The organism is Saccharothrix saharensis (assembly GCF_006716745.1).
Lineage (GTDB): Bacteria > Actinomycetota > Actinomycetes > Mycobacteriales > Pseudonocardiaceae > Actinosynnema > Actinosynnema saharense.
In genome coordinates this window covers 4,879,029-4,902,573 of record NZ_VFPP01000001.1, presented here as the reverse complement: position 1 = coordinate 4,902,573, position 23,545 = coordinate 4,879,029, and the positions used below count along the sequence as shown (strand labels likewise).

General features: G+C 73.1%; 21 protein-coding genes. 13 read left to right on the top strand and 8 right to left on the bottom strand.

Going from position 1 to position 23,545, the window contains the following annotated elements:
* Window position 1: 1 nt before the first annotated feature.
* The gene (locus FHX81_RS21650) at window positions 2–1,198 is read right to left on the bottom strand and encodes a GGDEF domain-containing protein (RefSeq protein WP_141979886.1); all 1,197 of its coding nucleotides are present in this window, start codon (window positions 1,196–1,198) and stop codon (window positions 2–4) included.
* A gap of 222 nt (window positions 1,199–1,420) precedes the next feature.
* On the opposite strand from FHX81_RS21650, the gene macS reads away from it, so the two are divergent.
* The 6 genes from macS to FHX81_RS21620 are packed head-to-tail and all read left to right on the top strand — an operon-like array spanning window position 1,421 to window position 7,514.
* Window positions 1,421–2,527, top strand: a complete 1,107-nt coding sequence (gene macS, locus FHX81_RS21645; RefSeq protein ID WP_141984056.1) for a MacS family sensor histidine kinase — start codon at window positions 1,421–1,423, stop codon at window positions 2,525–2,527.
* On the top strand, window positions 2,524–3,174 hold the full coding sequence (locus FHX81_RS21640; RefSeq protein ID WP_141979885.1) for a response regulator: 651 nt from the start codon (window positions 2,524–2,526) through the stop codon (window positions 3,172–3,174). The genes macS and FHX81_RS21640 overlap by 4 nt, the downstream gene beginning before the upstream one ends.
* A 3-nt stretch (window positions 3,175–3,177) precedes the next feature.
* A complete protein-coding gene (locus tag FHX81_RS21635; protein WP_141979884.1) occupies window positions 3,178–3,747 on the top strand; it encodes a DUF1707 SHOCT-like domain-containing protein in 570 nt (189 codons plus the stop codon).
* A gap of 54 nt (window positions 3,748–3,801) precedes the next feature.
* Complete coding sequence (locus tag FHX81_RS21630) at window positions 3,802–5,265, top strand: SDR family oxidoreductase (protein ID WP_141979883.1); 1,464 nt, start codon at window positions 3,802–3,804, stop codon at window positions 5,263–5,265.
* 36 nt (window positions 5,266–5,301) lie between these two features.
* Window positions 5,302–6,336, top strand: a complete 1,035-nt coding sequence (gene tdh / locus FHX81_RS21625; RefSeq protein ID WP_141979882.1) for an L-threonine 3-dehydrogenase — start codon at window positions 5,302–5,304, stop codon at window positions 6,334–6,336.
* Window positions 6,336–7,514 (top strand): glycine C-acetyltransferase, encoded by a 1,179-nt coding sequence (locus FHX81_RS21620; protein ID WP_141979881.1) that lies wholly within the window; start codon window positions 6,336–6,338, stop codon window positions 7,512–7,514. Before tdh ends, FHX81_RS21620 begins: the two co-directional genes overlap by 1 nt.
* A 4-nt stretch (window positions 7,515–7,518) precedes the next feature.
* On the opposite strand, the gene FHX81_RS21615 is transcribed toward FHX81_RS21620, so the two are convergent.
* A complete protein-coding gene (locus FHX81_RS21615) occupies window positions 7,519–7,713 on the bottom strand; it encodes a hypothetical protein (RefSeq protein ID WP_141979880.1) in 195 nt (64 codons plus the stop codon).
* A gap of 51 nt (window positions 7,714–7,764) precedes the next feature.
* On the opposite strand from FHX81_RS21615, the gene FHX81_RS21610 reads away from it, so the two are divergent.
* Complete coding sequence (locus FHX81_RS21610; protein WP_141979879.1) at window positions 7,765–8,661, top strand: LysR family transcriptional regulator; 897 nt, start codon at window positions 7,765–7,767, stop codon at window positions 8,659–8,661.
* Here the strand turns inward: FHX81_RS21610 and FHX81_RS40670 are convergent.
* Window positions 8,631–8,900 carry a hypothetical protein gene (locus tag FHX81_RS40670; protein WP_170232124.1) on the bottom strand — a complete coding sequence of 90 codons (270 nt, stop codon included), beginning with the start codon at window positions 8,898–8,900 and terminating at the stop codon, window positions 8,631–8,633. The genes FHX81_RS21610 and FHX81_RS40670 overlap by 31 nt on opposite strands.
* A gap of 110 nt (window positions 8,901–9,010) precedes the next feature.
* Between FHX81_RS40670 and FHX81_RS21605 the strand changes: the two genes are divergently transcribed.
* Window positions 9,011–9,847, top strand: coding sequence for a helix-turn-helix domain-containing protein (locus FHX81_RS21605; RefSeq protein ID WP_170232123.1), 837 nt, complete (start codon window positions 9,011–9,013; stop codon window positions 9,845–9,847).
* The gene (locus FHX81_RS21600) at window positions 9,844–10,023 is read left to right on the top strand and encodes a DUF397 domain-containing protein (RefSeq protein ID WP_141979877.1); all 180 of its coding nucleotides are present in this window, start codon (window positions 9,844–9,846) and stop codon (window positions 10,021–10,023) included. Before FHX81_RS21605 ends, FHX81_RS21600 begins: the two co-directional genes overlap by 4 nt.
* Here FHX81_RS21600 and ptsP read toward each other — a convergent pair.
* The 3 genes from ptsP to FHX81_RS21585 form a co-directional block, all read right to left on the bottom strand.
* On the bottom strand, window positions 9,991–11,622 hold the full coding sequence (gene ptsP, locus FHX81_RS21595; protein WP_141979876.1) for a phosphoenolpyruvate--protein phosphotransferase: 1,632 nt from the start codon (window positions 11,620–11,622) through the stop codon (window positions 9,991–9,993). The genes FHX81_RS21600 and ptsP overlap by 33 nt on opposite strands.
* A gap of 67 nt (window positions 11,623–11,689) precedes the next feature.
* A complete protein-coding gene (locus tag FHX81_RS21590; protein WP_141979875.1) occupies window positions 11,690–12,598 on the bottom strand; it encodes a phosphotransferase family protein in 909 nt (302 codons plus the stop codon).
* A 31-nt stretch (window positions 12,599–12,629) separates the two neighbouring features.
* Window positions 12,630–13,493, bottom strand: a complete 864-nt coding sequence (locus FHX81_RS21585; RefSeq protein ID WP_141979874.1) for a ribokinase — start codon at window positions 13,491–13,493, stop codon at window positions 12,630–12,632.
* A 522-nt stretch (window positions 13,494–14,015) separates the two neighbouring features.
* On the opposite strand from FHX81_RS21585, the gene FHX81_RS21580 reads away from it, so the two are divergent.
* Together FHX81_RS21580 and FHX81_RS21575 are read left to right on the top strand one after the other, a co-directional pair.
* Entirely contained in the window at window positions 14,016–15,656 is a 1,641-nt protein-coding gene (locus tag FHX81_RS21580; RefSeq protein ID WP_246107915.1) for a DUF2339 domain-containing protein, read from the top strand.
* Between the two features lie 271 nt (window positions 15,657–15,927).
* Entirely contained in the window at window positions 15,928–16,941 is a 1,014-nt protein-coding gene (locus tag FHX81_RS21575; RefSeq protein WP_141979872.1) for a YncE family protein, read from the top strand.
* On the opposite strand, the gene FHX81_RS21570 is transcribed toward FHX81_RS21575, so the two are convergent.
* Entirely contained in the window at window positions 16,938–19,040 is a 2,103-nt protein-coding gene (locus FHX81_RS21570; protein ID WP_141979871.1) for an MMPL family transporter, read from the bottom strand. The two genes, FHX81_RS21575 and FHX81_RS21570, sit on opposite strands and share 4 nt — an antisense overlap.
* A gap of 122 nt (window positions 19,041–19,162) precedes the next feature.
* Here FHX81_RS21570 and FHX81_RS21565 point away from each other — a divergent pair, with 122 nt between their 5' ends.
* Together FHX81_RS21565 and FHX81_RS21560 are read left to right on the top strand one after the other, a co-directional pair.
* Entirely contained in the window at window positions 19,163–19,912 is a 750-nt protein-coding gene (locus FHX81_RS21565; RefSeq protein WP_141979870.1) for a TetR/AcrR family transcriptional regulator, read from the top strand.
* Between the two features lie 162 nt (window positions 19,913–20,074).
* Complete coding sequence (locus tag FHX81_RS21560; protein WP_141979869.1) at window positions 20,075–20,677, top strand: hypothetical protein; 603 nt, start codon at window positions 20,075–20,077, stop codon at window positions 20,675–20,677.
* Window positions 20,678–20,692: 15 nt separating this feature from the next.
* Here FHX81_RS21560 and leuS read toward each other — a convergent pair whose 3' ends face one another.
* Complete coding sequence (gene leuS / locus FHX81_RS21555; RefSeq protein ID WP_141979868.1) at window positions 20,693–23,494, bottom strand: leucine--tRNA ligase; 2,802 nt, start codon at window positions 23,492–23,494, stop codon at window positions 20,693–20,695.
* Window positions 23,495–23,545: the final 51 nt, after the last annotated feature.

Below are 23,545 nucleotides of genomic sequence, written 5' to 3'. Positions count from 1 at the left end.
GTCAGGCCATCTCGACCAGGTTGCGGCCGTAGCCCTTGGCGGCTAGCAGGGCGGCGTCGGCGGCCACCAGCAGGTCCGGCAGCTCGTAGCCGAACCGCTGGGTGGTCGCCACGCCGATGCTGACGGTCAGGCCGGTCAGCAGGTGCTCGCGGCCGTCCGTGCGGACGGTCGGCACGGCCAGGTCGGCGACCGCGTGCCGGACCCGTTGCGCCACGGACCGGGCGACGGCCGGTTCGGCGTCGGGCAGCAGCACGACGAACTCCTCGCCGCCGAAGCGGCCGACCAGGTCGCCGCGCCGGACCGTGCCGGTGAGCAGGAGCGCGACCGCGCTGAGCGCCGAGTCGCCCGCCAGGTGGCCGACCTCGTCGTTGACCCGCTTGAAGTGGTCGAGGTCGAGCAGCATCACGGCCATCGGCCGGTCGCGGCCCCGCGCCTTGGCCAGCTCGTAGCGGGCGCGGCTGTCCCAGTGCACGGCGTTGGCCAGGCCGGTCTTCGCGTCGCGCTGGGCGGAGCGCCGCCACTGCGGCAGCTGCGCCGCCCGTTCCAGCAGGGCCAGGGGCGGTCCGGCCATCAGGGCGTGCACCGGGGTGGTCACCGCGACGAAGCCCATCAGGCCGCCGATGCTGACCGCGACGATGCCCAGCACGACGTCGATCGGCTCGCCGATGACCTCCTCGCCCTTGGCGCGCGGGCTGCGCAGCTTCAGGCCGACCGCGATCAAGGCCGCGCGGACCACCAGCAGCACGGTCGCGCCGAGCACCATGACGACCAGGTCGGTGCTCGGCTCGGCCCAGCCGATGACGTAGCGGGTGGTGAACACGGCCAGCGTGGTCGCGGACAGGGTGAACACCCAGCGGTGCGATTCCGGGCGCTGGGTCAGCACGCCGTGCAGCGCGGGGCCGAACAGCAGCAGGACGAGCAGGTTGCACGGCAGCGCGACCAGGCCCGCGGTGAGGTAGCACAGGTGGGCGGCCCACGGGTTGCGCGCGGCCTCTCCCACCCGGTGGCTGTGGATGGAGCTGCCGACGATCACCGCGCCCGCGGTGCCCGCGATGGCCGCGAACCGGCCGATCTGCCCCGGTGTGGGCTGCGGTGACGTCACGATGGAGTAGGCGACGGCCGCCAGCGCCAGGGCGTCCACGAGCAGCCAGTAGACCAGCGCGGAGCGCTTCAGCGTCCACATCGGCCAGTGGCGCACGCTCGGCCCTCCCTCGCCACAGCGGTCCGCGGACGTGATCTCCACCCCCGGAGGTGAGCAGTCCACGAGATCACGCTCGGTGACTCCGGCCAGCCTTCCACAGGTGTCGGTATCGGAACAGACGGCCACCTGGGGGTTAGCTGCGCCACTCCGACACGGCAAGATTGCGCGTGAAGGGAGCACACCGTGCACACGAAACCAGCCGACCAGGGGACAGCGGTCATGGAGGACCCGGTCGCGCACCTCTGGCGGGGAACGGTAGCGCTACGCGTAGTGACGTTCCTGTTCGCCCTGGGCAACGCGATCGACCAGCACGGTGAGTACGAGCGCCCGTGGCTGGCGTGGTGCGCCATCGCCGCGATGGCCCTGTGGTCGGTGTTCACCATCCAGGCCTACAGCCGGGAGAACGGCCGGCGGACGTGGGTCGTGGTGGCGGACGTGCTGATCACGTGCGGCCTGATGTCGCTCTCGCGGCTGATCATGACCGATGCCCAGTTCCTGTTCGACGTCCCGCTGATCACCACGATCTGGGCGGCCGGCCCGCCGGTGGCGGCGGGTGCGCTCGGCGGTCAGGTCGCGGGCGCGGTGTCCGGGTTCGCGGTCGGGTTGAGCACCTACCTCACCCGCGGCGAGCTCAGCGTCGACATGGTGCGGGACGTGGTGCTGCTGTCCTGCGCCGGGTTCGTGGTCGGCATGGCGTCGACCACGGCGCGCCGCTCGGCGGTGCGGCTGGCGCAGGCGTTGCGGACCGAGGCCGCCACGGCGGAGCGCGAGCGGCTGGCGCGGTCCATCCACGACGGCGTGCTCCAGGTGCTGGCCCGGGTGCGCAAGCGCGGCACGGAGCTGGGCGGCGAGGCGGCGGAGCTCGCGGAGCTGGCCGGCGAGCAGGAGGTCGCGCTGCGGTCCCTGGTGGCCGCCGCGCCGACGGAGTCCACCGTGGACGGTGACGCCGACCTGCGGCCCGCGCTGCAACTGCTGGCCACGTCCCGGTTCCAGGTGTCCACCCCGGCCACGCAGGTGATGCTGCCGGCCGCCACGGCGTTCGAGCTGACCGCCGTGGTGCGCGAGGCGCTGTCCAACGTGGACAAGCACGCGGGCCCGGACGCGCGGGCGTGGGTGCTGCTGGAGGACCTCGGCGAGGAGGTCGTGATCAGCGTCCGCGACGACGGCCCCGGCATCGCCGAGGGCCGGCTGGCCTCGGCCGAGGCGGAGGGCCGGATGGGCGTCGCCCAGTCGATCCGGGGCCGGGTCGAGGCGCTGCGTGGGACCCTTGAGCTGCAGACGGGGCCGGGGGAGGGCACCGAGTGGGAGGTGCGGGTCTACAGATGAGCGTGTCCGTGATGGTGGTGGACGACCACCCGCTGTGGCGTGACGGTGTCGCGCGCGACCTGTCCGAGCGCGGCTTCGAGGTGGTCGCGACGGCCGGTGACGCCGCGTCGGCGGTGCGGATCGCCCGCGCGGTGCGGCCGGACGTGGTGCTGATGGACCTCAACCTCGGCGAGACGACGGGGGTCGAGGCGACCACGATGATCACCGGGTCGCTGGCGGGCACCCGGGTGCTGGTGCTGTCCGCGAGCGGCGAGCACAGCGACGTGCTGGAGGCGGTGAAGGCGGGCGCGTCCGGTTACCTGGTGAAGTCGGCGTCGGCCGAGGAGCTGGTGGAGGCGGTGACCCGGACCGCGGCGGGCGACGCGGTGTTCACCGCCGGGCTCGCGGGCCTGGTGCTCGGGGAGTACCGGCGGATGGCCGCCACGCCGGACGAGGACAAGCCGCAGCTCACCGAGCGGGAGACGGAGGTGCTGCGGCTCGTGGCCAAGGGGTTGACCGCGCGGCAGATCGCGAACCGGCTGGTCATCTCGCACCGCACGGTGGAGAACCACGTGCAGTCCACCCTGCGCAAGCTGCAACTGCACAACCGCGTCGAGCTGGCGCGGTACGCGATCGAGCACGGGCTCGACGTCGAGCCGGAGGGCTGAGCCATGACCGACCCCAGGGACTTCCGGGTGTCCGACGCCGAGCGCGAGCACGTCGTCGGCCTGCTGCAGAAGGCGATCGGCCGCGGGCTGATCACGCTGGACGAGTTCACCGAGCGCACCGACACCGCGCTGGCCGCCCGCACCCGCGGCGAGCTGAACGCGGTGCTGCTGGACCTGCCGGGCATGGTGCACAACGAGCAGGTGCTCGCGATGCCCGCGGACCGGCAGGAGCTCAAGGCCACCATGTCGACGGTCAACCGCAAGGGCAACTGGGCGGTGCCGCGGCAGCTCGTGGTGCGCAACCGGATGGGGTCGACGGACCTGGACTTCCGCGAGGCGTCCATCCCGCACGCGGTGGTGGACATCGAGCTGGACGTGACCGCCGGGTCGGTGAAGCTGGTGCTGCCGGAGGGCGCGACGGTCGACGCCGACGGCGTGGAGCTGGCCGCGAGCAACCTGAAGGACAAGGTCGGCACGGGCGTGAACGGCCGGCCGCACTTCGTGGTGCACGGCCACGTGCGCGCGGGCAACGTGGAGATCAAGAAGAAGGCGCGCTGGTTCCGGCACGCGTGACGGCGTCGTGCGCGCCGTCGTGCGCGCGGGCCGGTGCCCGGTGAGGATTGCGGTGTGCACTGCCTCGTCACCGGCGCGACCGGCTACCTCGGCGGACGGCTCGTGCCCCGGTTGGTCGCGGCGGGCCACCGGGTCAGGTGCCTGGTCCGCGACCCGCGCAAGCTGCGGGACGTGCCGTGGGCCGGGCAGGTCGAGGTGGTGCGCGGCGACGTGCTCGACCCGGCGTCGCTGGGTGCGGCGATGCGCGACGTCGACGTGGTGCACTACCTCGTCCACTCGTTGAGCGACCCGGACTTCGCCGACGCGGACCGGCGCGCGGCGGCGAACACGGCCCGCGCGGCGGCGGACGCGGGGGTGCGGCGGATCGTCTACCTGGGCGGGCTGCACCCACCCGGGGTGGCGCTGTCACCCCACCTGGCCTCCCGCGAGGAGGTCGGTGACGTGTTCCTGCGCGGCCCCGTGCCCGCGGTGGTGCTGCAGGCGGCGGTGGTCATCGGGTCCGGGTCGGCGAGCTTCGAGATGCTGCGCTACCTCACCGAACGCCTGCCGGTCATGGTCACGCCCCGCTGGGTGGGCAACCGGGTCCAGCCGATCGCGGTGCGGGACGTGCTGCGCTACCTGGTGGACGCGGTGGGGCTGCCCGCCGGGGTGAACCGGACGTTCGACATCGGCGGCCCGGACGTGCTCACCTACCTGGAGATGATGCTGCGGTACGCGCGGGTGGCGGGGTTGCGCCGCCGACGCGTCCTGCCGGTGCCGTTGCTGACGCCGCGCCTGTCCGCGCACTGGGTCAACCTGGTCACGCCCGTGCCGCGGTCGATCGCCTCGCCGTTGATCGACTCGCTCGTGCACGAGGTGGTGTGCCGGGAGCACGACATCGAGCACTACCTGCCGGGGGAGAACACCGGCTACGACCAGGCGGTGGCGCTCGCGCTGGCGAGGGTCCGCGACGCCGAGGTGGAGACCCGCTGGTCGGGCGCGTCGGTGCCGGGCGCGCCCGCCGACCCGCTGCCGACCGACCCGGATTGGTCCGGCGGCTCGTCCTACGTCGACGTGCGGGAACGGCGGACCGCCGCGTCGCCGGACCGGCTGTGGCAGGTCGTGGAGGGCATCGGCGGCGAGCACGGTTGGTACTCGTTCCCGCTGGCCTGGGCGGTGCGGGGGTGGCTGGACCGGCTGGTCGGCGGGGTGGGGCTGCGGCGCGGCCGGCGTGACCCGAGGCGGCTGCACGTCGGCGAGGCGCTGGACTTCTGGCGGGTGGAGGAGCTCGACCGCGGGCGGCTGCTGCGGCTGCGCGCGGAGATGCGGGTGCCCGGCCGGGCCTGGTTGGAGCTGCGGGTCGCGGCGGCGGACGGCGGCGGGTCGACCTACCGGCAACGCGCGGTGTTCGTCCCGCGCGGGTTGGCCGGGCACGTCTACTGGTGGCTGGTGTGGCCGTTCCACGGCGTGGTGTTCGGCGGCATGGCGCGCAACATCGCCACTGAAGCTGAACTTACGAGTGAATTCAGAAAGTCCTGATGGACTGCACAACGGGCCGGGGGCACACTCGCCCGCATGAAGGCACTGGTCAAGGCGACCGCCGGGCCGGGGCTGTCGTTGACCGACGTCCCGGATCCCACCCCCGGCCCCGGTGACGTCGTCGTCCGCGTGCTGCGGACCGGCATCTGCGGCACGGACCTGCACATCGACTCGTGGGACGAGTGGGCCGCGCACAACATCCACGCGCCGCTCGTGCTCGGGCACGAGTTCGTCGGCGAGGTGGTGGAGACCGGCGCCGCGGTGACCGGGGTCGAGGTCGGCGACCTGGTCAGCGGCGAGGGCCACCTGGTGTGCGGCACGTGCCGCAACTGCAAGGCGGGCCGGCGGCACCTGTGCGCCAACACGCGCGGCCTCGGCGTGCACAGCGACGGCGCGTTCGCGCAGTACGTGGTGCTGCCCGAGGAGAACGCCTGGGTGCACCGCGCGCCCGTCGACCTGGACGTGGCGGCGGTCTTCGACCCCTTCGGCAACGCCGTGCACACCGCGCTGTCGTTCCCGGTCATCGGCGAGGACGTGCTGATCACCGGCGCGGGCCCGATCGGGATCATGGCGGCGGCGGTGGCCAAGCACGCGGGCGCGCGCAACGTCGTCATCACCGACATCAGCGAGCACCGGCTGGCGCTGGCCCGGGAGGTCGGCGTCGACCTCGCGCTCAACGTCGCCGAGCGCACCATCTCCGAGGCGCAGTCCGAGCTGGGCATGTCCGAGGGCTTCGACGTCGGCATGGAGATGTCCGGCAAGCCGATCGCGCTGCAGGAGATGATCGGCAACATGGCCCACGGCGGCCGGATCGCCATGCTCGGGCTGCCCGCCGAGGAGTTCGCCGTCGACTGGAGCAGCGTCGTGCTGAAGATGCTGCACATCAAGGGCATCTACGGCCGGGAGATGTTCGAGACCTGGTACTCGATGTCGGTGCTCCTGCAACGCGGCCTGGACCTCACGCCGGTGATCACGCACCGGTTCGACTACACGGCGTTCGACGAGGCGTTCGCGACGGCGCGCGAGGGCAAGTGCGGCAAGGTCATCCTCGACTGGACGGGAGCTCACTGATGTACGGCGCGATGCGCGAGGACCTGCGGGCCGGGCTGGACGAGATCCGCGCGGCCGGCCTCTACAAGGCCGAACGGGTGATCGGCACGCCGCAGAACGCGGCCGTCCGGGTCGGCTCGGGCGCGGAGGTGCTCAACTTCTGCGCCAACAACTACTTGGGCCTGGCCGACCACCCCAGGCTGGTCGAGGCCGCGCACGAGGCGCTGGACCGGTGGGGCTTCGGCATGGCCTCGGTGCGGTTCATCTGCGGCACGCAGGAACCCCACAAGGAGCTGGAGCGGCGGCTCTCGGAGTTCCTGGGCACCGACGACACGATCCTGTACAGCTCGTGCTTCGACGCCAACGGCGGCCTGTTCGAGACGCTGCTCGGCGCGGAGGACGCGATCATCTCCGACGAGCTGAACCACGCGTCGATCATCGACGGCGTGCGGCTGTCGAAGGCGCGCCGCTACCGCTACCGCAACCGGGACGTGGAGGACTTGGAGCGGCAGCTCAAGGACGCCGCCGACGCCCGCTACCGGCTGATCGCCACCGACGGCGTGTTCTCCATGGACGGCTACCTCGCGCCGCTGGACGAGATCTGCGACCTGGCCGAGCGGTACGACGCGCTGGTCATGGTGGACGACTCGCACGCGGTCGGCTTCACCGGGCCGACCGGCCGCGGCACGCCCGAGCTGTTCGGCGTGCGGGACCGGGTGGACGTCGTCACCGGCACGCTCGGCAAGGCGCTGGGCGGCGCGTCCGGCGGCTACACGTCCGGGCGCGCGGAGATCGTGGAGATGCTGCGGCAGCGGTCGCGGCCCTACCTGTTCTCCAACTCCCTGGCGCCGTCGATCACGGCCGCCGCGATCGCCGCGCTGGACCTGCTCAGCTCGTCCGGCGAGCTGCTGACCAGGTTGCGCGAGAACACCGCGCTGTTCCGGTCCCGGATGACCGAGGCGGGCTTCGACCTGCTGCCCGGCGAGCACCCGATCATCCCGGTGATGATCGGCGACGCGGCGGAGGCGTCCCGGATGGCCGACCTGCTGCTGGAGCAGGGCATCTACGTGATCGGCTTCTCCTACCCGGTCGTGCCGCACGGCAAGGCGCGCATCCGCACGCAGATGTCGGCGGCCCACTCGACCGACGACGTGAACCGCGCGGTGGACGCGTTCATCGCCGCCCGCGACCGGATGTGAGGTCTCACCTCTTCCCGCTGCCGCCCCAGATGCCCGCGAACACGAGCAGGATCGCGGTCACCAGGATCGAGAGGATCACCACGACGCCGTTCACCTCGAACCCGCCCGCCCGGGCGCTGGGCACGACGAAGCCGAACACGACCAGCACGATCAGACCGACACCGGCGATGACCGATTCGGTGGTGCGGAGCGAGCGCATGGCCCTTGGTACCGCACGCGCGACCGGCGTGCACGTCGTGACAATGGGCTCGTGATAGACCCACGGCGTCTGCGGGTGCTGCGCGCGCTGGCCGACCACGGCACCGTGACGGCGGCGGCCCAGGCGCTGCACCTCACGCCGTCCGCGGTGTCGCAGCAGTTGGCCGCCTTGGAGTCGGAGGTGGGGCACGAGCTGCTGCGGCGTCGCGGGCGGCGGGTGTCGTTGACGGCGGCGGGCGAGCTGCTGGTCCGGCACGCCAACGCGGTGGCCGCCGAGCTGGAGCGGGCGCAGGCGACGCTGGCGGCGTTCGGCTCCGGCGCCACCGGCCGGGTCGAGGTGGGCAGCTTCGCGTCGGCGATCACGCAGGTCGTCGCGCCCGCGCTGGCCGCCCTGCGGGTGTCCGCGCCGGACGTGACGCTGCGGGTGCGCGACGTGGAGGGGCACGCCAGCGTGCCGCTGCTGCTCGACGGCGAGATCGACCTGGCGATCACCGAGGAGTACCGGCTGCGCACCGACGACCGGCGGTTGACCCGGTTCCCGCTCTACACCGAGCCGTTCGACGTGCTGCTGCCGCCGGTGCACCCGCTGGCCGGCCGGGCGGAGGTCGACCTGGCCGACCTCGCGGACGACGACTGGGTGGTGACGCTGCCGGGCAACCCGGTGCGCGACGTCGTGCAGCTCGCCTGCGAGCAGGCCGGGTTCGCACCGCGGATCACGCACACGTCCGACGACTTCCGGGCCACCGGCGCGCTGGTGCGGGCGGGCGCGGGCGTGGCGCTGGTGCCGCGCAACGCCGTGCGCGGTGTGCCGGTCCGCGGCACGGCGCCGCTGCGGCGCGTGGTCGCGGCCGTGCGCCGGGGCAGCGAGGACCACCCGTTGATCGGGCTGGTCCGGAATGCCCTGCTGGCCGCCGTGGGTCAGCCCGCCAGGACGTACTCGGAGTCGTAGAACCAGACGAGGTCCTCGACGTGGGTCGAGTGGTAGGTGTCGAACTCGCCGTCCTCGTCAGCTTCGACCAGGAACGCGTGGTAGAAGCCGTCCCGGTGCTCGCCGCCGCGGAGCAGCCTCGACGCCCACGGCCGCAGCCCGGCGACGGACTCCTCGACCGTCGCGCCGGGCTCCACCGCCTCGGTCGCCACCGTCTCGCACCACTGCCAGGTCCGGCCCGGGTTGCGCACTTCGCTCAACACGTACAGGTTCGCCAGGTCGTAAGGCTTACAAATTAACCTTGTGGCGTCCAGTCCCGATCAGGTGGCCCCGGTCGGCTGAGAGACTGCCCACGAGCAGAAGGAGGGCCGTGACGGACACCGATCCGCTCGTGCTGAGCCCCACCGTGGGACGGCGCTGGCTCGCCCAGGAGATCCGCCGGCTGAGGGAAGCCGCAGGACTGAAACAAGCCGACGTCGCGAGACGCCTGCGCTGCAACCCGACCAAGATCACGCACTTGGAGAGCATGCGCACGCCGGTCAACGGGCCGGACCTCGAAGTGATGCTGCCGTTCCTCGGCGTCCCGGCCGAGCGGATCGACTGGTACCTGAAGGTGTGCGACCTCTCGCGGGAGAAGGGCTGGTGGGACGGTGACCGCTCGATCCCCAGCTGGTTCTCCCTCTACGTGGGACTCGAAGCGGGGGCGAGCGAGATCCACTGCTGGGACGCGGGCTACGTCACCGGACTGTTCCAGACCACGGCCTACGCCACGGCGATGTTGGCCGACGACGACGCGGCCGGAATCCGGCTCCGCCGCCAGGAGGCACTTCGGCGCGACGACCCGGTCCGCGTGCACGCGATCCTGGACGAGGCGGTGCTCCACCGCCGCATCGGGGACGCCAGGCTGATGCGCGAGCAGCTCGACCACTTGGGGACGCTCGCCGCGATGCCTAACATCACCATTCAGGTGATGTCCTTCAGCGCTGCGGACCACCGGGGCCATCTCGGGTCGTTCAGGTGGCTGGGCTTCCCCCAAGAGGGCGATCCCGGCGCGGTGTACCTGGAGAACCAGCTCGGGGGTTGGTTCCTGGAGAAGCCCGAGGAGTTGGCGGTCTTCGGCGCCGACTTCGCCGATCTGGGCGCACGCGCGCTCGCACCGGAGGACAGCGCCGCCCTGATCGCCCGGCGAGCGGAGGAAGTGCGATGAACTGGCGCAGGAGCAGCCACAGCGGGCCAAACGGCGGCGAGTGCGTCGAGGTCGCGCACACCGTCGAGATCACGGGTGTGCGCGACTCCAAGAACGCCGAAGGCCCCGTGCTGCGGTTCGGCGCGGCGGCGTGGGCTCGCTTCCTAGTGCGGGGCGCGGGCGGCGAGCTTCGCTGATGCCGGGTCGGCCGCCGCCACCGCGCCGCGCGCCGCCAGTTGGCACAGGTCGAAGCTGGTCGTGGCGAGCTTCGCGCCGACGCCCGCCAGCGCCGTGTGGTTCATCGACAGGCTCGTCACGCCCAGCCCGGTCAGCACGCACGCCAGCAGCGGGTCGGCGGCGGATTCACCGCACACGCCCACCGGCTTGCCCGCGGCCGTGCCCGCGTCGCCGACCAGCTTGACCAGCCGCAGCAGCGCCGGCTGCCACGGGTCGTTGAGCGCCGCCACCGCGCCCACCTGCCGGTCCGCCGCGAACACGTACTGGGCCAGGTCGTTCGTGCCGATGGAGACGAAGTCGACCGCGGCCAGCACCTCGGCGGCGACCAGCGCCGCCGCCGGGACCTCGATCATCACGCCCGCCCGCCGGATGCCCGCGGCACGCGCCCGTTCGACGAACCACGCGGCCTCGGCGGCGGTGGCGACCATGGGCGCCATCACCGACACCTCGGCGTCGGTGTCGGCGGCGGCCAGGGCGATCGCTTCGAGCTGGCGTTCCAGCACGTCGGGGCGGTCGAAGGCGACGCGCAGGCCGCGCACGCCCAGCGCCGGGTTCGGCTCGGGCTCGGGCGCGAGGAACGGCAGCGGCTTGTCCGCGCCCGCGTCCAGCGTGCGGACCACCACGGGCTTGCCCGCGAACGGCGCGAGCACCGCCGCGTACGCCGCGCGCTGCTCGGCCACGGACGGCTCGGTCGCGGCGGACAGGAAGCAGAACTCGGTGCGGAACAGGCCGACGCCCTCCGCGCCGCCGGCGGCCGCCGCGACCGCGTCGGCGGGCGAGCCGACGTTGCCGAGCACCTTCACCCGGTAGCCGTCGCGCAGCGCGCCGACGCCGTTCCACTCGGCCCGCCCGGCGACGTGCGCCGCGCGGACCGTGCCGTCGGACGCCTGCACCACGCCGGTGTCGCCGTCCACCAGCAGGGCGGGCACGTCGAGGTCCAGGACGCCGCGGCACGCGACCACGGCCGGGATGCCCAGCGACCGGGCCAGGATCGCGGTGTGCGAGGTGGGGCCGCCCTCCTCGGTGACCAGCGCGAGCACCTTCGCCGGGTCGAGGCCCGCGGTGTCGGCGGGCGCGAGGTCGCGGGCCACCAGCACGGACGGCGAGGTCAGCGACGGCACGCCGGGCGCGGCCACGCCGAGCAGCTCGGCGACCAGCCGGTCGCGCACGTCGCGCACGTCGCGGGCCCGTTCGGCCATGTACCCGCCGGCCGCCTCGAGGGCGGTGATGAACCCGGCCGCGGCCTGGTGCACGGCCCGTGCGGCGGGCAGGGCGTCGGCCGTCACGAGCTTCTCGGCCTGGGACAGCAGCGCGGGGTCGGCCGCCATCGCCGCCGTCGTCTCCAGCACGTCCTTCGCGTCACCGCTCGCCGCCGCGGCCCGCTCGTGCAACCGGGCCACGACCACGTCCGCCGCCGGCCTGATCCGCGCGGCCTCGGCCGCCGGGTCGCTCGGCGCGGGCCCGGCCGGGGGCTCCCCCAGGGGTTCCGCGACCCGGACCACCGGCCCGGACGCCCGCCCGGAACTGACCCCGACACCGCTCAGCCGCGCACTCGACATGGTCTAGACCATACCCTCAGGTCGATCGGACGTGGAAGACAAGCCAACGCCACCCGGCCCGGGCGCGCTACCCCAGCAGGTGCCGCAACCACCGCAGCGCGGGTCCGGCCTGCGCCGCCTGGAACGCGCGCACCGTCGGCAGGCCGGGCGGTGGCGGCAGCAGGGACGAGTGGACGAAGTACCCGGCGCTCGCCGCGGCGACCGCGATCACCGCGTCCGGGTCGGCTCCCCGCGCCAGCGGTGACGAGCGCCAGACGTCCTCGGGATCCGGCCCGCCCTGCATCGCCAGCGACGGCAGCAGCAGCGCCAGGTCGACCCAGGGCGCGCCCGCGCCCGCCTGCGGCCAGTCGACGAACACGACACCGGACGAGGTCAGCAGCACGTTGTCCGCGCGCACGTCGCCGTGCACCAGCGCCGTGCCGGTCGCGGCCTCGGCCCACCGCTCCTCCCACGCCGCCAGCTCGTCCAACCGGGCCAGCGCCCACGGGTCGACCCCCGGCAGCGGCGCGGCCGCCAGCGACCGCCACCCGGACAGCGCGGCCGGGTCGGCCGAGATCGACCCGAGCTCCGCCGGGGCGGGCACCGAAGCCAGCGCGACCAGGGCCGCGTGCACCCGTTCCCACTCGCGGGCGACCCACGGCAGCGCGGGGGTGCGACCGTCCACCTGCTCGAAGACCAGGGCCACCCAGTCGCCCTCGGCGCCGGACCAGAGCAGCCGCGGACCCGGCACGAGCGAGGCGATCCCGGCTTCCCGCCGGTGCGCGGCCGCGCTGCGCGGGTTCGCGGCGGCGCTCACCGCCTTGGCGAACACCGACCGCCCGTCGGCCAGCCGGAGCCGTGACGCGAGCCCCGGCGAGAACCCGCCCGCGCAGCTCACCGCCCGGACGACCGGCGACCCGAGCCCGTCCTCCACGGCCGCGCGCACGGACTCGGGCAGCTCCGCCCACCCGACCCGGTTGCCCCCGATGCCCTCCACGCCACGATGGTGCCGGTTCCACCGTCCGCGATCACCCGGATTTCCGCACCTGCTCCAGGGTCGGGTACGACGGTTGCGCGCCGGCCGAGGTCACCGACACGGCGGCCACGCGGGCGGCGAAACGGGCGGCTCCCGGCAGGGACGAGCCGGACGACAGCCCGAACGCCAGCGCGCCCGCGAACGCGTCGCCGGCACCCGTGGTGTCCACAACGGACACGTCCGGCGCGTCGACCTCCACCACACCGGACGGCGTGACGACGGCCGCGCCGCGCGCGCCCAGCGTGACCACGGCGGACCGCGGGCCCAGCGCCAGCAGCCCCTCGAACGACGACGCCAGCGACGCGGCCTCGTGCTCGTTCACGATCAGCGGGTCCAGCAGGGCCAGCGCGTCCGCGGGCACCTCGACCACCGGCGACAGGTTCAGCACCGGCCGCACGCCGCGGGAGGCCGCCGTCCGCACGGCGTGCGCCACGGTCGGCACCGGCACCTCCAGCGAGCACACCAGCACCGAAACGTCGTCCCAGGTCAGGGCGTCCACATCGGACACGCCCAGGTCGGAGTTCGCGCCGGGTGCCACGACGATCGAGTTCTCGCCGTCCGGTGTCACGGTGATGTACGCCAGGCCCGTGGGTCGGGACGACGTGCGCACGAAGTCGGTCCGCACACCCGACGACGACAACGACTCCAGCAGCAGCCGCCCGTACTGGTCGCCGCCCACCGCGCCGACGAACGCCACCGACGCGCCGAGCCGGGCGGCGGCGACGGCGGTGTTCGCGCCCTTGCCGCCGGGCAGGACGACCGTGTCGCCACCGAGCACCGTCTCACCGCCGGCGGGACGGCGGGGCACCGGCACCACGAGGTCCGCGTTGGCCGAACCGAGCACGAGAACAGTCACGGTGGAACTCTGCCAGGTCCGGCCGTGACCCGTTCGGTACCCGGTTGAGTAGTGGTACGGATTCCGGATACACCGATTCGAGGCGACCCTGGTCACATGACCGGTACCGGGCAGGACCCGCTGACGAGGCTGGCTGACGAACTCGGGCACCTGGGTCGCCGCTTGGAGGCGGTCGGCCTGGAGCTGCACCGGGTCGGCAGCGCGCAGCCGGTGGCGACGGCCTCCGCGCCACCCACCACGACCACGGCCGCCACCACTGCCACGGCCACAGCCGCAGCGCCGACCACCGCAGCGCCCGCCTCCGCAGCGCCCACTTCCGCAGCGCCCACTTCCGCAGCGCCCACTTCCGCAGCGCCCACTTCCGCAGCGCCCACTTCCGCGGCAGCACCGACCACCGCTGCCGTTCAACCGGGTGCGTCGACCGCCCCGCAGGCCGAACCCCTTCGGCCTGCGCAGTCCCAACCGGTCCGGTCCGCACCGGCGCAGCCGAGGCCGCAGCCGCCGGTACCGCCGCAAGCCACCGTGCCACCCCACGCGTACCCGGCCGCTCCGCCCCCGCCGACCGCCGGCGGCTGGGGTCCGCCGCCCGTCCCCCACTGGACGCCCGCCCCTCCGCCGCCGCCCGGCCCCACCCTCTTCGACCGCCTCGCCAAGGACGGCGCGGGCAGCAAGCTCCTCGCCTGGGTCGGCGGCGCGGTGACGCTGCTCGGCGTCGTGCTGCTCCTCGTCCTGGCCGTGCAGCGCGGCTACCTCGGGCCGCTGCCGCGCGTGCTCGGCGGCGCCGCGCTCGGTGGCGCGCTGGTCGGCCTCGGCCTGTGGCTGCACCGCACCCCGGCCGGCCGGACCGGCGCGTTCGCCCTCGCCGCCACCGGCATCGCCGTGCTCTACCTCGACGTCATCGCGGCCACCTCGATCTACGAGTACCTGCCCGGGGGCGGTGGCCTGGCCGCCGGCCTGCTCATCGCGGGCGGTGGGCTGCTGCTCGCGCTGCGCTGGGACTCCGCGGCCCTCGCCATCGGCGTGGTCGCGGCCTGCGCCCTGTGCGCCCCCGTCCTCACCCAGGGCTTCACGCCGCTGCTGGTCGCGTTCCTGCTGGTCCTGAAGATCGCGGCGAGCCCGGTGCACCTCAAGCGCGACTGGCCGTGGCTCGCGGTCACCGCCGGCGTGCCGCCGCTGATCGCCTCGGTCCTGGTGATCAACCGCGCGGACGAGCTCACCCTGGCCGGGATCTCCCTGCTGGCCGCCGTGATCGGCGTCGCGGCCGCGGTGCTCACGGTCAAGGTCCGCCCCGACGACGTCACCGCGCTCGCACTCGCCGTCGGCTCGCCGTTGCCGGCCCTGCTCACCACCGCGGTGCTCGACCGCCGCCTGGGCGCGGGAGTCGCGGGCGCGGTCGCGGTGCTGATGCTCGCGTTGTGGGCGGCGGGTCGGCGGTCGTTGCCGGGGAACTTCGCCGCGGCGGTCGGCGGGGTCGGCGTGTTCGCGCTGTTCCAGGCGACGGCGCTGGCCCTCGACGGCGGCACGCGCGCCGCGGTGGTGCTGGCCGAGGCGTTGGTGCTGGCGTTCCTGGCGAAGGTCCTGGCGTCACGCGGTCCGCTGCTCGGCTCGCTCGTGTTCGGCGTCATCGGCACCCTGCTCACCCTCGGCACCGCCGTGCCGCCGCGACTGCTGCTGGACGAACCGTGGCGCGCGGACACCGCGGGGTTCCTGGTGTCCGGCGTGCTGACCGCACTGGTCCTCGGTGTGCTCGCGGTCGTGCTGCCGTGGGTCGCGTCGGGCCTGGGCGTGCTGGGCAGGCACCCGTTCCCGTGGGTGGTGGCCGGTGTCGTGCTGCTGTACGCGGCGGCCGGGGTCGTGCTGTGCGGCGCGCTGCTGGTGTCGCAGGACGTGACCGGATTCCTCTTCGGTCACTCGATCGTGACCGTGTCGTGGACGGTCGCCGCGCTGGTGCTGCTGGTGCGCGGCATCGACCGGAAGTCACTGCGGGTGGCCGGATTGGTGCTGGTCGGGGCCGCGGTGGCGAAGCTGCTGCTGTTCGACATGGCCGCGCTGGACGGCATCGCGCGCGTGCTCGCGTTCATCGGCGCGGGCCTCGTCCTCCTGACGGCGGGCACCCGTTACGCCAAGCTGGTGGCAACTCGACGAATTTCGGCTGATTCGTAGCTCTCGGGATCCAAAACGGCCCGCACTGCGTCAACCTGGTGGTAGAGGTCTACGTCGTCGGGGTACGACCACCGGTGCTCCGGCACCGGCAGGGGTCCGGCGTCGGTCGTTTCGCCCCCCGAGCGACCGGCGCCGGGCGCACCGCCGCCGTTGCCGCCCGCCCCGCCGCCGCGGGCGGCAGCCAGGACCTCATCACCCGGTCCGGCACAAATGGCACCCGTCCGTAGGACCAGGGTGGAAGCCGACCGCGCGGCGGTGTTCCCATCCAGCCATGTGGGGACGACGACGCACCGCAGCCCTCGGCACCGCCGCTGTCCTCCTCGCCGCCGCGCTCTCCGCCGCGGGCCAGGAGCGGTCGCACGTCGTCACGGCCGCCGGCACGCCCGCGCCGAGGGCGTACGTGGTCGCGCACGGCGGTCAGGTCCAGGTGCTGGACACCTCCGACGGACGGGTCGTGGCGGGCGCGAACACCGGCGCGTGGACCACGGGCGCGGCGGTCGGGCCGGGTGGCCGCCGGGTGTACGTGGTCAACGGCTGGGCGGGCGTCATCACCGCGGTCGACCCGGTGGCGGGCAAGGTGGTCGGCCGCATCGACACCCGCGCGCAACTGGCGCAGGCGGTGCTGCGCCCCGACGGCGGGCGCCTCTACGTCACCGGCAGCGGCGCGGTCGCGGTGGTGGACCCGGTGACGTTCCGCCTGGTCGCCGCGATCAAGGCGGGCGGTCAGCCGCAGGGCATCGCGGTCACGCCGGACGGGCAGCGGCTGTACGTGGCCAACGCGCAGGACGGCACGGTGAGCGTGCTCGACACCCGGACCGCCGGCCCGCGGACCACCATCGACGTCGAGGGCATGCCGCAGCACGTGGCGATCAGCCCGGACGGCAAGGCCGTCTACGTCAGCTCGCTCGACCTCGGCGAGGGCGCGGGCACGGTCTCGATGATCGACCCGAACGCCGACGAGGTGCGCTGGTCGGCGCCGGTCGGCAAGGGCGCGGGCAGCATCGCGGTGACCCCGGACGGGCGGCGCGTCTACGTCGCGCTGGACCGCCGCGTGGCCGTCCTGGACACCACCACCCGGACGGCGAGGACGTTGCGGCTCAGGGCGAAGACGTTGGCCATCGCGCCCGGCGACCGCCGCGTGTTCCTGTCCACCGGCGACACCGCGACCGTGCTGGACAGCGCCGACAACCGGGTGCTGAACACGTTCCAGCTCAGCGGTCTGCGCGGCGATGGCCGCGGCTTCCAGGCCACGGCCATCGCGTTCGAACCCCTCGAGCAGCCCTAGGCGGGTTGCGCCACCTTCGCTTCGTCGCCCGGCACTTCCTCGTGGATCGCCATCCGCTCCTGGATCCGGCGCAGCGGGCCCGGAGCCCACCACGCGGCGTCGCCGAGCAGCTTCATCACCGCGGGCACGAGCAGCATCCGCACCACGGTGGCGTCCAGCGCGAGCGCCAGGATCATGCCGACGCCGACGAACCGCATCATGGTGATCTGCGAGAACGCGAACGCGCCCGTCACCACGATCAGCAGCAGCGCCGCCGCCGTGATCACCCGCCCGGTCTTGGCCAGGCCCGCCGTCACCGCTTCCTCGGTCGACGCGCCACGACCGCGCGCCTCGACCATCCGCGACAGCAGGAACACCTCGTAGTCCGTGGACAACCCGAAGACCACGGCCGCCATCAGCACCACGATCCCGGACTCCAGCGGCGCGGGCGTGACGCCGAGCAGCGAGGCGCCGTGCCCGTCCTGGAACACCCACACCAGCACGCCGAACGTGGCCGACAGGCTCAGCGCGCTCATCACCACGGCCTTGATGGGCAGCAGCACGGACCCGAACGCCAGGAACATCAGCACGAACGTCGCGCCGACCAGCAGCACCACCATCAGCGGCAGCTTGTCGCCGATGGCGTCGAGGCTGTCGGACACCATGGCCGTGGTGCCGCCGACGAGCACCTCGTCGCCCGGCCCGGCCAACGCGCGCACGTCCCGCAGCGCCTGCTTGGACTCGTCGCTCAAGGCGTCCTGGTCCAACCCGGCGTTGACCAGCCACACGCCGTTGGCGGGCTCGGCCGCCACCTGGGCCTCGCCGACACCGGGCACCGCGGCGACCTCGCCGACGAACGCCTGCACGTCCGCGGGCGACGGGTCGCCGGTGATCACGACCTTGAAGCCGGAGTTGGACAGCGCGGCGAAGTCGCGGTTGACCGTCTCGGCGGCGACCCGGGCCGGGTTGCCCTCGGGCAGCACCTTCTCGGTGACCTCGCCGAACTTCACGCCCAGGAACGGAGAACCGAGCGCGAGCAGCACGAGCACGATCGGCAGCGCGAACAGCACCGGGCGCTTCATCACGCGACCGGCGAGCCGCCGCCAGCCGCCCTCGGACGGCTCCTTCTTCTTGCGCCACGGCACGGCGAGCTTGTCCACGCGGTGACCGAGGACGGCCAGCAGCGCGGGCAGCAGCGTGAGCGACACGACCGCGGCGATGGCCACCGCGGACATGCCGCCGTAGCTGAGGGACTTCAGGAAGCCGTGGGGGAACAGCAGCAACCCGGCCAGCGCGATCACCAGCAGCGTCGCGGAGAACAGCACGGTGCGGCCCGCCGACATGACCGTCCGGCGCACGGCGTCCGGGGTGTCGCGGCCCGCGGCCAGCTCCTCGCGGAACCGGCCGACCATGAACAGGCCGTAGTCGATCGCCATGCCGAGGCCGAGCAGGCTGGCCACGTTGACCGCGAACGAGTTCACGTCGGCGACCAGCGAGACGGCGTGCAGCACGCCGAGCGAGCCGGCGATGGCCAGGCCGCCGACCAGCACCGGCAGCGACGCGGCGACCAGGCCGCCGAAGATGATGATCAGCAGGATGAGCACGATCGGCAGCGACACCGCCTCGGCCTTGGTGAGGTCGGAGGCGGACATGTCGCTGATCGCCTTCTGGGTCGGTACCAGGCCGCCGACCTGCGGGTCCAGCCCGTCGACCACGAGCTCGCCCGCGATCTGCTCGTACTGCTTGAGCTGCGTGTTGGAGTCGCCCGAGCGCAGCGTGACCACCACGAGCGACTTGCCGCTCTCCGGCGACGGGAACGGCGGCTGCACCTTCAGCACGGCGTCGGTCGGGAGGTCGGCCAGCTCGGCGGCGATCCGCTGGAGCTTCGCCGGGTCGGTGGTGTCGTAGACCGCGAGGACGTCACCGCCCTGCCGGCCGAACGCGTCCTGCGCGACCTCGTTGGCGCGGGCGGCCTCGCTGGTGGGCGCTTCGTAGCCGCCCTGGCTGAGCCGGTCGAACACGCCGAGCCCCCAGATGCCGCCGACCACCGCGAGGGCCGCCGTCGCGATCAGCACCACCCACCTGCGGCGGTACGCCAGCGATCCCCACTTCGCGAACACGCGTCCTCCCGGGCAAATGGGCTACCGTTGCGTGAATGGCGTGAACTACGTAAACAGCGTTCACTGACCGACGCCGAAGTTATACCCGGGTGAACAGTGTTTACAACCTGATTGGGTGACATATGACCGAGGCCACTCGCCGTGAGCGACTCCGCGCCGAGACAGAGCGCGACATTCGGCGACAGGCCCGTGCCCTGCTCGTGGAGCGCGGCCGGGACGCCGTCACTCTGCGTGCCATCGCCCGTGAGGTCGGCATCACCGCTCCGGCGCTGTACCGGTACTACGACTCACGCGAGGACCTGCTCCGCCGGCTCGCCGAGGACATCTGCGCCGACCTCGCCGCGCAGCTCGAAGCCGACCTCGACCGGATCGACCCGGGCGACGTCACCGCCCAGGTCCACGCGGTGTGCCGGGGCTTCCGGCGCTGGGCCCTCGCGCACCCGCAGGAGTTCGCCCTGGTGTTCGCGTCCACGGAGGACGCCCTCGGCTCGTGCGTGCCGAACGAGGACCGCAGCCAGGTCGGCGACCAGTTCGGCCGGGTGTTCCTCGAGGTCGCGGGCCGGTTGATCGCGAGCCACCCGCTGCCCGAAGACCTCGGCGGCGACGACGTGCCGGTGAACCTGCACGGTGACCTGGCCGCGTTCCAGAAGGTCCTGCTGGCCACCGTCGCCGAGCGCGGCGTCGAGGTGGACGAGCACGTGCTGCCGCTCGGCGCGGTCTACCACATCACGCAGTCGTGGGTCCGCATCTACGGCCACGTGGCCCTGGAGGTCTTCGGCCGCTTCCCGTTCGCCGTCACCGACCTGGAGCCCATGTTCGACTCGATGCTGGCGCAGATCCTCGGCGAGATGGGTTTCCCTCCGCAACGGTGAAGTGCGACTTCCGGGCATACCTGCTGGGCCGTTCGAGCGCTTTTCGTCCCCGCGCCGCAACCAGGGGCACCCGGCGGGGTTGCATGGGTTGGCCGCACGGCGAGAACGTCTCGGGGCGGGGGGATGGTGGCGAGGAAGAGTTCCGACAAGGGATCCGGCGGCGTGGCGTTGGTGGCCGCGGTGCTCGTCGTCCTCGCGGGCGCGGGCGGCGCCGGCGGCGCCGCGCTCAACTCCGGCGCGAGCGGTGGCGGCGGCGCGGCCCCGGTGGAGAGCATCGGGGTGCGCAAGTGGGACGCCAAGCGCGCCGCGCGCGGCGGTGACGCCGCGGGCGCGATGGGCCACCTCGGCGTCGGGATCAGCAAGCAGGCGGTCAAGCAGGAACTCGACTGCGTGGCCAACGCCTTCGGCCAGGTGCGCGACTTCCTCGCCCGCACGCCGTGCACGTCCCTGGACCGCCTGCTGCTCGCCGTCGGCGACCAGGCGGGCAACGCGGCCGTGGTGTCCGTGGTCTGGGTGACCTTCCCCGGCCGCAACCAGGCCAGGCAGTTCGACCGGGTGATCGACGTCGCGGGTTCCGGCGACGTGCAGCCGTTGAGCGGCGGGGTCGTCGGCCTGCCGGACGTGCGGTTCACGGCCGAGCACTACTACTCGGAGATCAAGGACACGACGATCACCATCGCCGAGTCCGAACCGGCAACCGGGCACGTCGAGCCGGACCTGCTCGACGCGATGACCGAAGTGGCCGCCCAGTTGCCCCGTCCGTGACCCCCGTCCGTCCCGCTACAGCACCACGTTGACCAGCCGGCCCGGCACCACGATCACCTTGCGCGGCGTGCCGCCGTTCAGCAGCTCGGCCACCTTCCCGTCGGCCAGCGCCGCCGCCTCGACCTCACCGGGCGACGCCGACGCGGGCACGACCACGCGGGCCTTCACCTTGCCGTTGACCTGGATCGGGTACTCGACCGTGTCCTCGACCAGGTACTTCTCGTCCGCGGCCGGGAACGGGCCGTGCGCCAGCGAGCCGGAGTGGCCCAGCTTCGACCACAGCTCCTCGGCGACGTGCGGGCTCAACGGCGCCAGCATCAGCACCAGCGGCTCGGCCACCGCGCGGGGCGCGCCGGCCGGGAAGTGCTTGGTGACGTGGTTGTTCAGCTCGATCAGCTTCGCGCCCGCCGTGTTGTAGCGCAGGTTCGCGAAGTCGTCGTGCACGCCCGCGATCGTCTTGTGCAGCAGCCGCAGCGCGTCCTCGCCCGGGTCCTCGTCGGTGACCCGCGGCTCGCCCGTGGTCTCGTCGACCAGGTTGCGCCACAGCCGCTGCAGGAACCGCTGCGCGCCCACGACGTCCTTGGTCGCCCACGGCCGCGAGACGTCCATCGGGCCCATCGACATCTCGTACAGCCGGAACGTGTCGGCGCCGTACTTCTCGCACATCTCGTCCGGCGTGACGACGTTCTTCAGGCTCTTGCCCATCTTGCCGTACTCGCGCTTGACCTCTTCGCCGTCGAAGAAGTACTTGCCGTCGCGCTCCTCCACCTCCTCGGCGGGCACGGGGGTGCCGCGCGAGTCGCGGTAGGCGTACGCCTCGATGTAGCCCTGGTTGAACAGCCGCCGGTACGGCTCGTCGCCGGACACGTGGCCCAGGTCGAACAGCACCTTCTGCCAGAACCGCGCGTACAGCAGGTGCAGCACCGCGTGCTCCACGCCGCCGATGTACAGGTCCACGCCGCCGGGGTCGGACGCGCCGTGCTCGGCCGGGCGCGGGCCCAGCCAGTACCGCTCGTTCTCCGCGTCGACGAACCGGTCCGGCTCCGTCGGGTCCACGTACCGCAGCTGGTACCAGCACGAACCGGCCCAGTTGGGCATGGTGTTGGTCTCGCGCCGGTACCGCTTCGGCCCGTCGCCCAGGTCCAGCTCGACCGTGACCCAGTCCTCGGCGCGCGACAGCGGTGGCGACGGCTCGGAGTTCGCGTCGTCCGGGTCGAACGTGCGGGGCGAGTAGTCGTCCACGTCGGGCAGCTCGATCGGCAGCATCGACTCCGGCACCGCGATCGGCGTGCCGTCGGCGTCGTACACGATGGGGAACGGCTCGCCCCAGTACCGCTGCCGGGAGAACAGCCAGTCGCGCAGCTTGAACTGCACGGTGCCCTCGCCGCGGCCCTGCTGCTCCAACCAGGCGATGATCCTGGTCTTGGCCTCGTCGACGCCCAGCCCGTCCAGGCTCACGCTGCTCTCGTGGCTGGAGTTCACCGCCGGACCGGATCCCGTGTACGCCTCGCCGTCGAAGTCGTCCGGCGGCTGCACGGTCCGGATGATCGGCAGGTCGAACGCCTTGGCGAAGTCCCAGTCGCGCTGGTCCTGGCCGGGCACCGCCATGATCGCGCCGGTGCCGTAGCCCATCAGCACGTAGTCGGCGACGTACACCGGGATCCGCGCGCCGTTGACCGGGTTGACCGCGTGGGCGCCGGTGAAGACGCCGGTCTTCTCCTTGTTCTCCTGCCGGTCCAGCTCGGACTTGCGGGCCACCTCGGCGCGGTAGGCGGCGATCGCGTCGGCCCGCTCGGCGGACGCGATCACGTCGACCAGCGGGTGCTCGGGCGCCAGCACCATGTACGTCGCACCGAACAGCGTGTCGGGCCGGGTGGTGAACACCTCGACGTCGACGCCGTCGTGCCCGGCCACGGCGAACTTGACCCGGGCGCCGTGCGAGCGCCCGATCCAGTTGCGCTGCATCGCCTTGATCTTGTCCGGCCAGTCCAGCCGGTCCAGGTCGTCGATCAGCCGGTCGGAGTACGCGGTGATCCGCATCATCCACTGGCGCAGCGAGCGCCGGAACACCGGGAAGTTGCCGCGCTCGCTGCGGCCGTCCGCGGTGACCTCCTCGTTCGCCAGCACGGTGCCCAGGCCGGGGCACCAGTTCACCGGCGCCTCGGACAGGTACACCAGGCGGTGCTGCCCCAGCAGCTTCTCCCGCTCCGGGCGGGACAGCTCGGCCCACGGCCGGTCCGGCGTGGCCCGCTCACCCGAGGCGAACTGCGCCTCCAGCTCGGCGATCGGCCGCGCCCGGCCCGCCGCCGGGTCGTACCAGGAGTTGAAGATCTGCAGGAAGATCCACTGGGTCCACTTGTAGTAGCCCGGGTCGATGGTGGAGATCCGGCGGCGCTCGTCGTGGCCCAGGCCCAGCCGGCGGATCTGCCGCAGGTAGGTCTGGATGTTGTCCTCGGTGGTCTTGCGCGGGTGCTGCCCGGTCTGCACGGCGTACTGCTCGGCGGGCAGGCCGAACGCGTCGAAGCCCATCGTGTGCAGCACGTTGCGGCCGTTCATCCGGTGGTACCGGGCGAACACGTCGGTGCCGATGAAGCCCAGCGGGTGGCCGACGTGCAGTCCGGCGCCCGACGGGTACGGGAACATGTCCTGCACGAACAGCTTGTCGGCGGGCACGTCGCCCTTGAGCGGCCCGACCGGGTTCGGCGCGTGGAAGGTGCCCTGCTCCTCCCAGTGCTGCTGCCAGCGCCGCTCGATCTCGCCCGCCAGCTCGGCGGTGTAGCGGAAGGCGGGCGTCGCGTCCGCCGCGTCGGTGCTCATCGGGATGTCCCTCTCCATCGGTACCTGCCCCTGACATGACGAAACCCCCCA

Excerpts from the sequence above, each read along its gene's own strand:
- macS (WP_141984056.1), top strand. The coding sequence starts at position 1,421 with ATGGAGGACCCGGTCGCGCACCTCTGGCGGGGAACGGTAGCGCTACGC.
- FHX81_RS21640 (WP_141979885.1), top strand. The coding sequence starts at position 2,524 with ATGAGCGTGTCCGTGATGGTGGTGGACGACCACCCGCTGTGGCGTGAC.
- FHX81_RS21635 (WP_141979884.1), top strand. The coding sequence starts at position 3,178 with ATGACCGACCCCAGGGACTTCCGGGTGTCCGACGCCGAGCGCGAGCAC.
- tdh (WP_141979882.1), top strand. The coding sequence starts at position 5,302 with ATGAAGGCACTGGTCAAGGCGACCGCCGGGCCGGGGCTGTCGTTGACC.
- FHX81_RS21620 (WP_141979881.1), top strand. The coding sequence starts at position 6,336 with ATGTACGGCGCGATGCGCGAGGACCTGCGGGCCGGGCTGGACGAGATC.
- FHX81_RS21615 (WP_141979880.1), bottom strand. The coding sequence starts at position 7,713 with ATGCGCTCGCTCCGCACCACCGAATCGGTCATCGCCGGTGTCGGTCTG.
- FHX81_RS21600 (WP_141979877.1), top strand. The coding sequence starts at position 9,844 with ATGAACTGGCGCAGGAGCAGCCACAGCGGGCCAAACGGCGGCGAGTGC.
- ptsP (WP_141979876.1), bottom strand. The coding sequence starts at position 11,622 with ATGTCGAGTGCGCGGCTGAGCGGTGTCGGGGTCAGTTCCGGGCGGGCG.
- FHX81_RS21575 (WP_141979872.1), top strand. The coding sequence starts at position 15,928 with ATGTGGGGACGACGACGCACCGCAGCCCTCGGCACCGCCGCTGTCCTC.
- FHX81_RS21565 (WP_141979870.1), top strand. The coding sequence starts at position 19,163 with ATGACCGAGGCCACTCGCCGTGAGCGACTCCGCGCCGAGACAGAGCGC.
- leuS (WP_141979868.1), bottom strand. The coding sequence starts at position 23,494 with ATGAGCACCGACGCGGCGGACGCGACGCCCGCCTTCCGCTACACCGCC.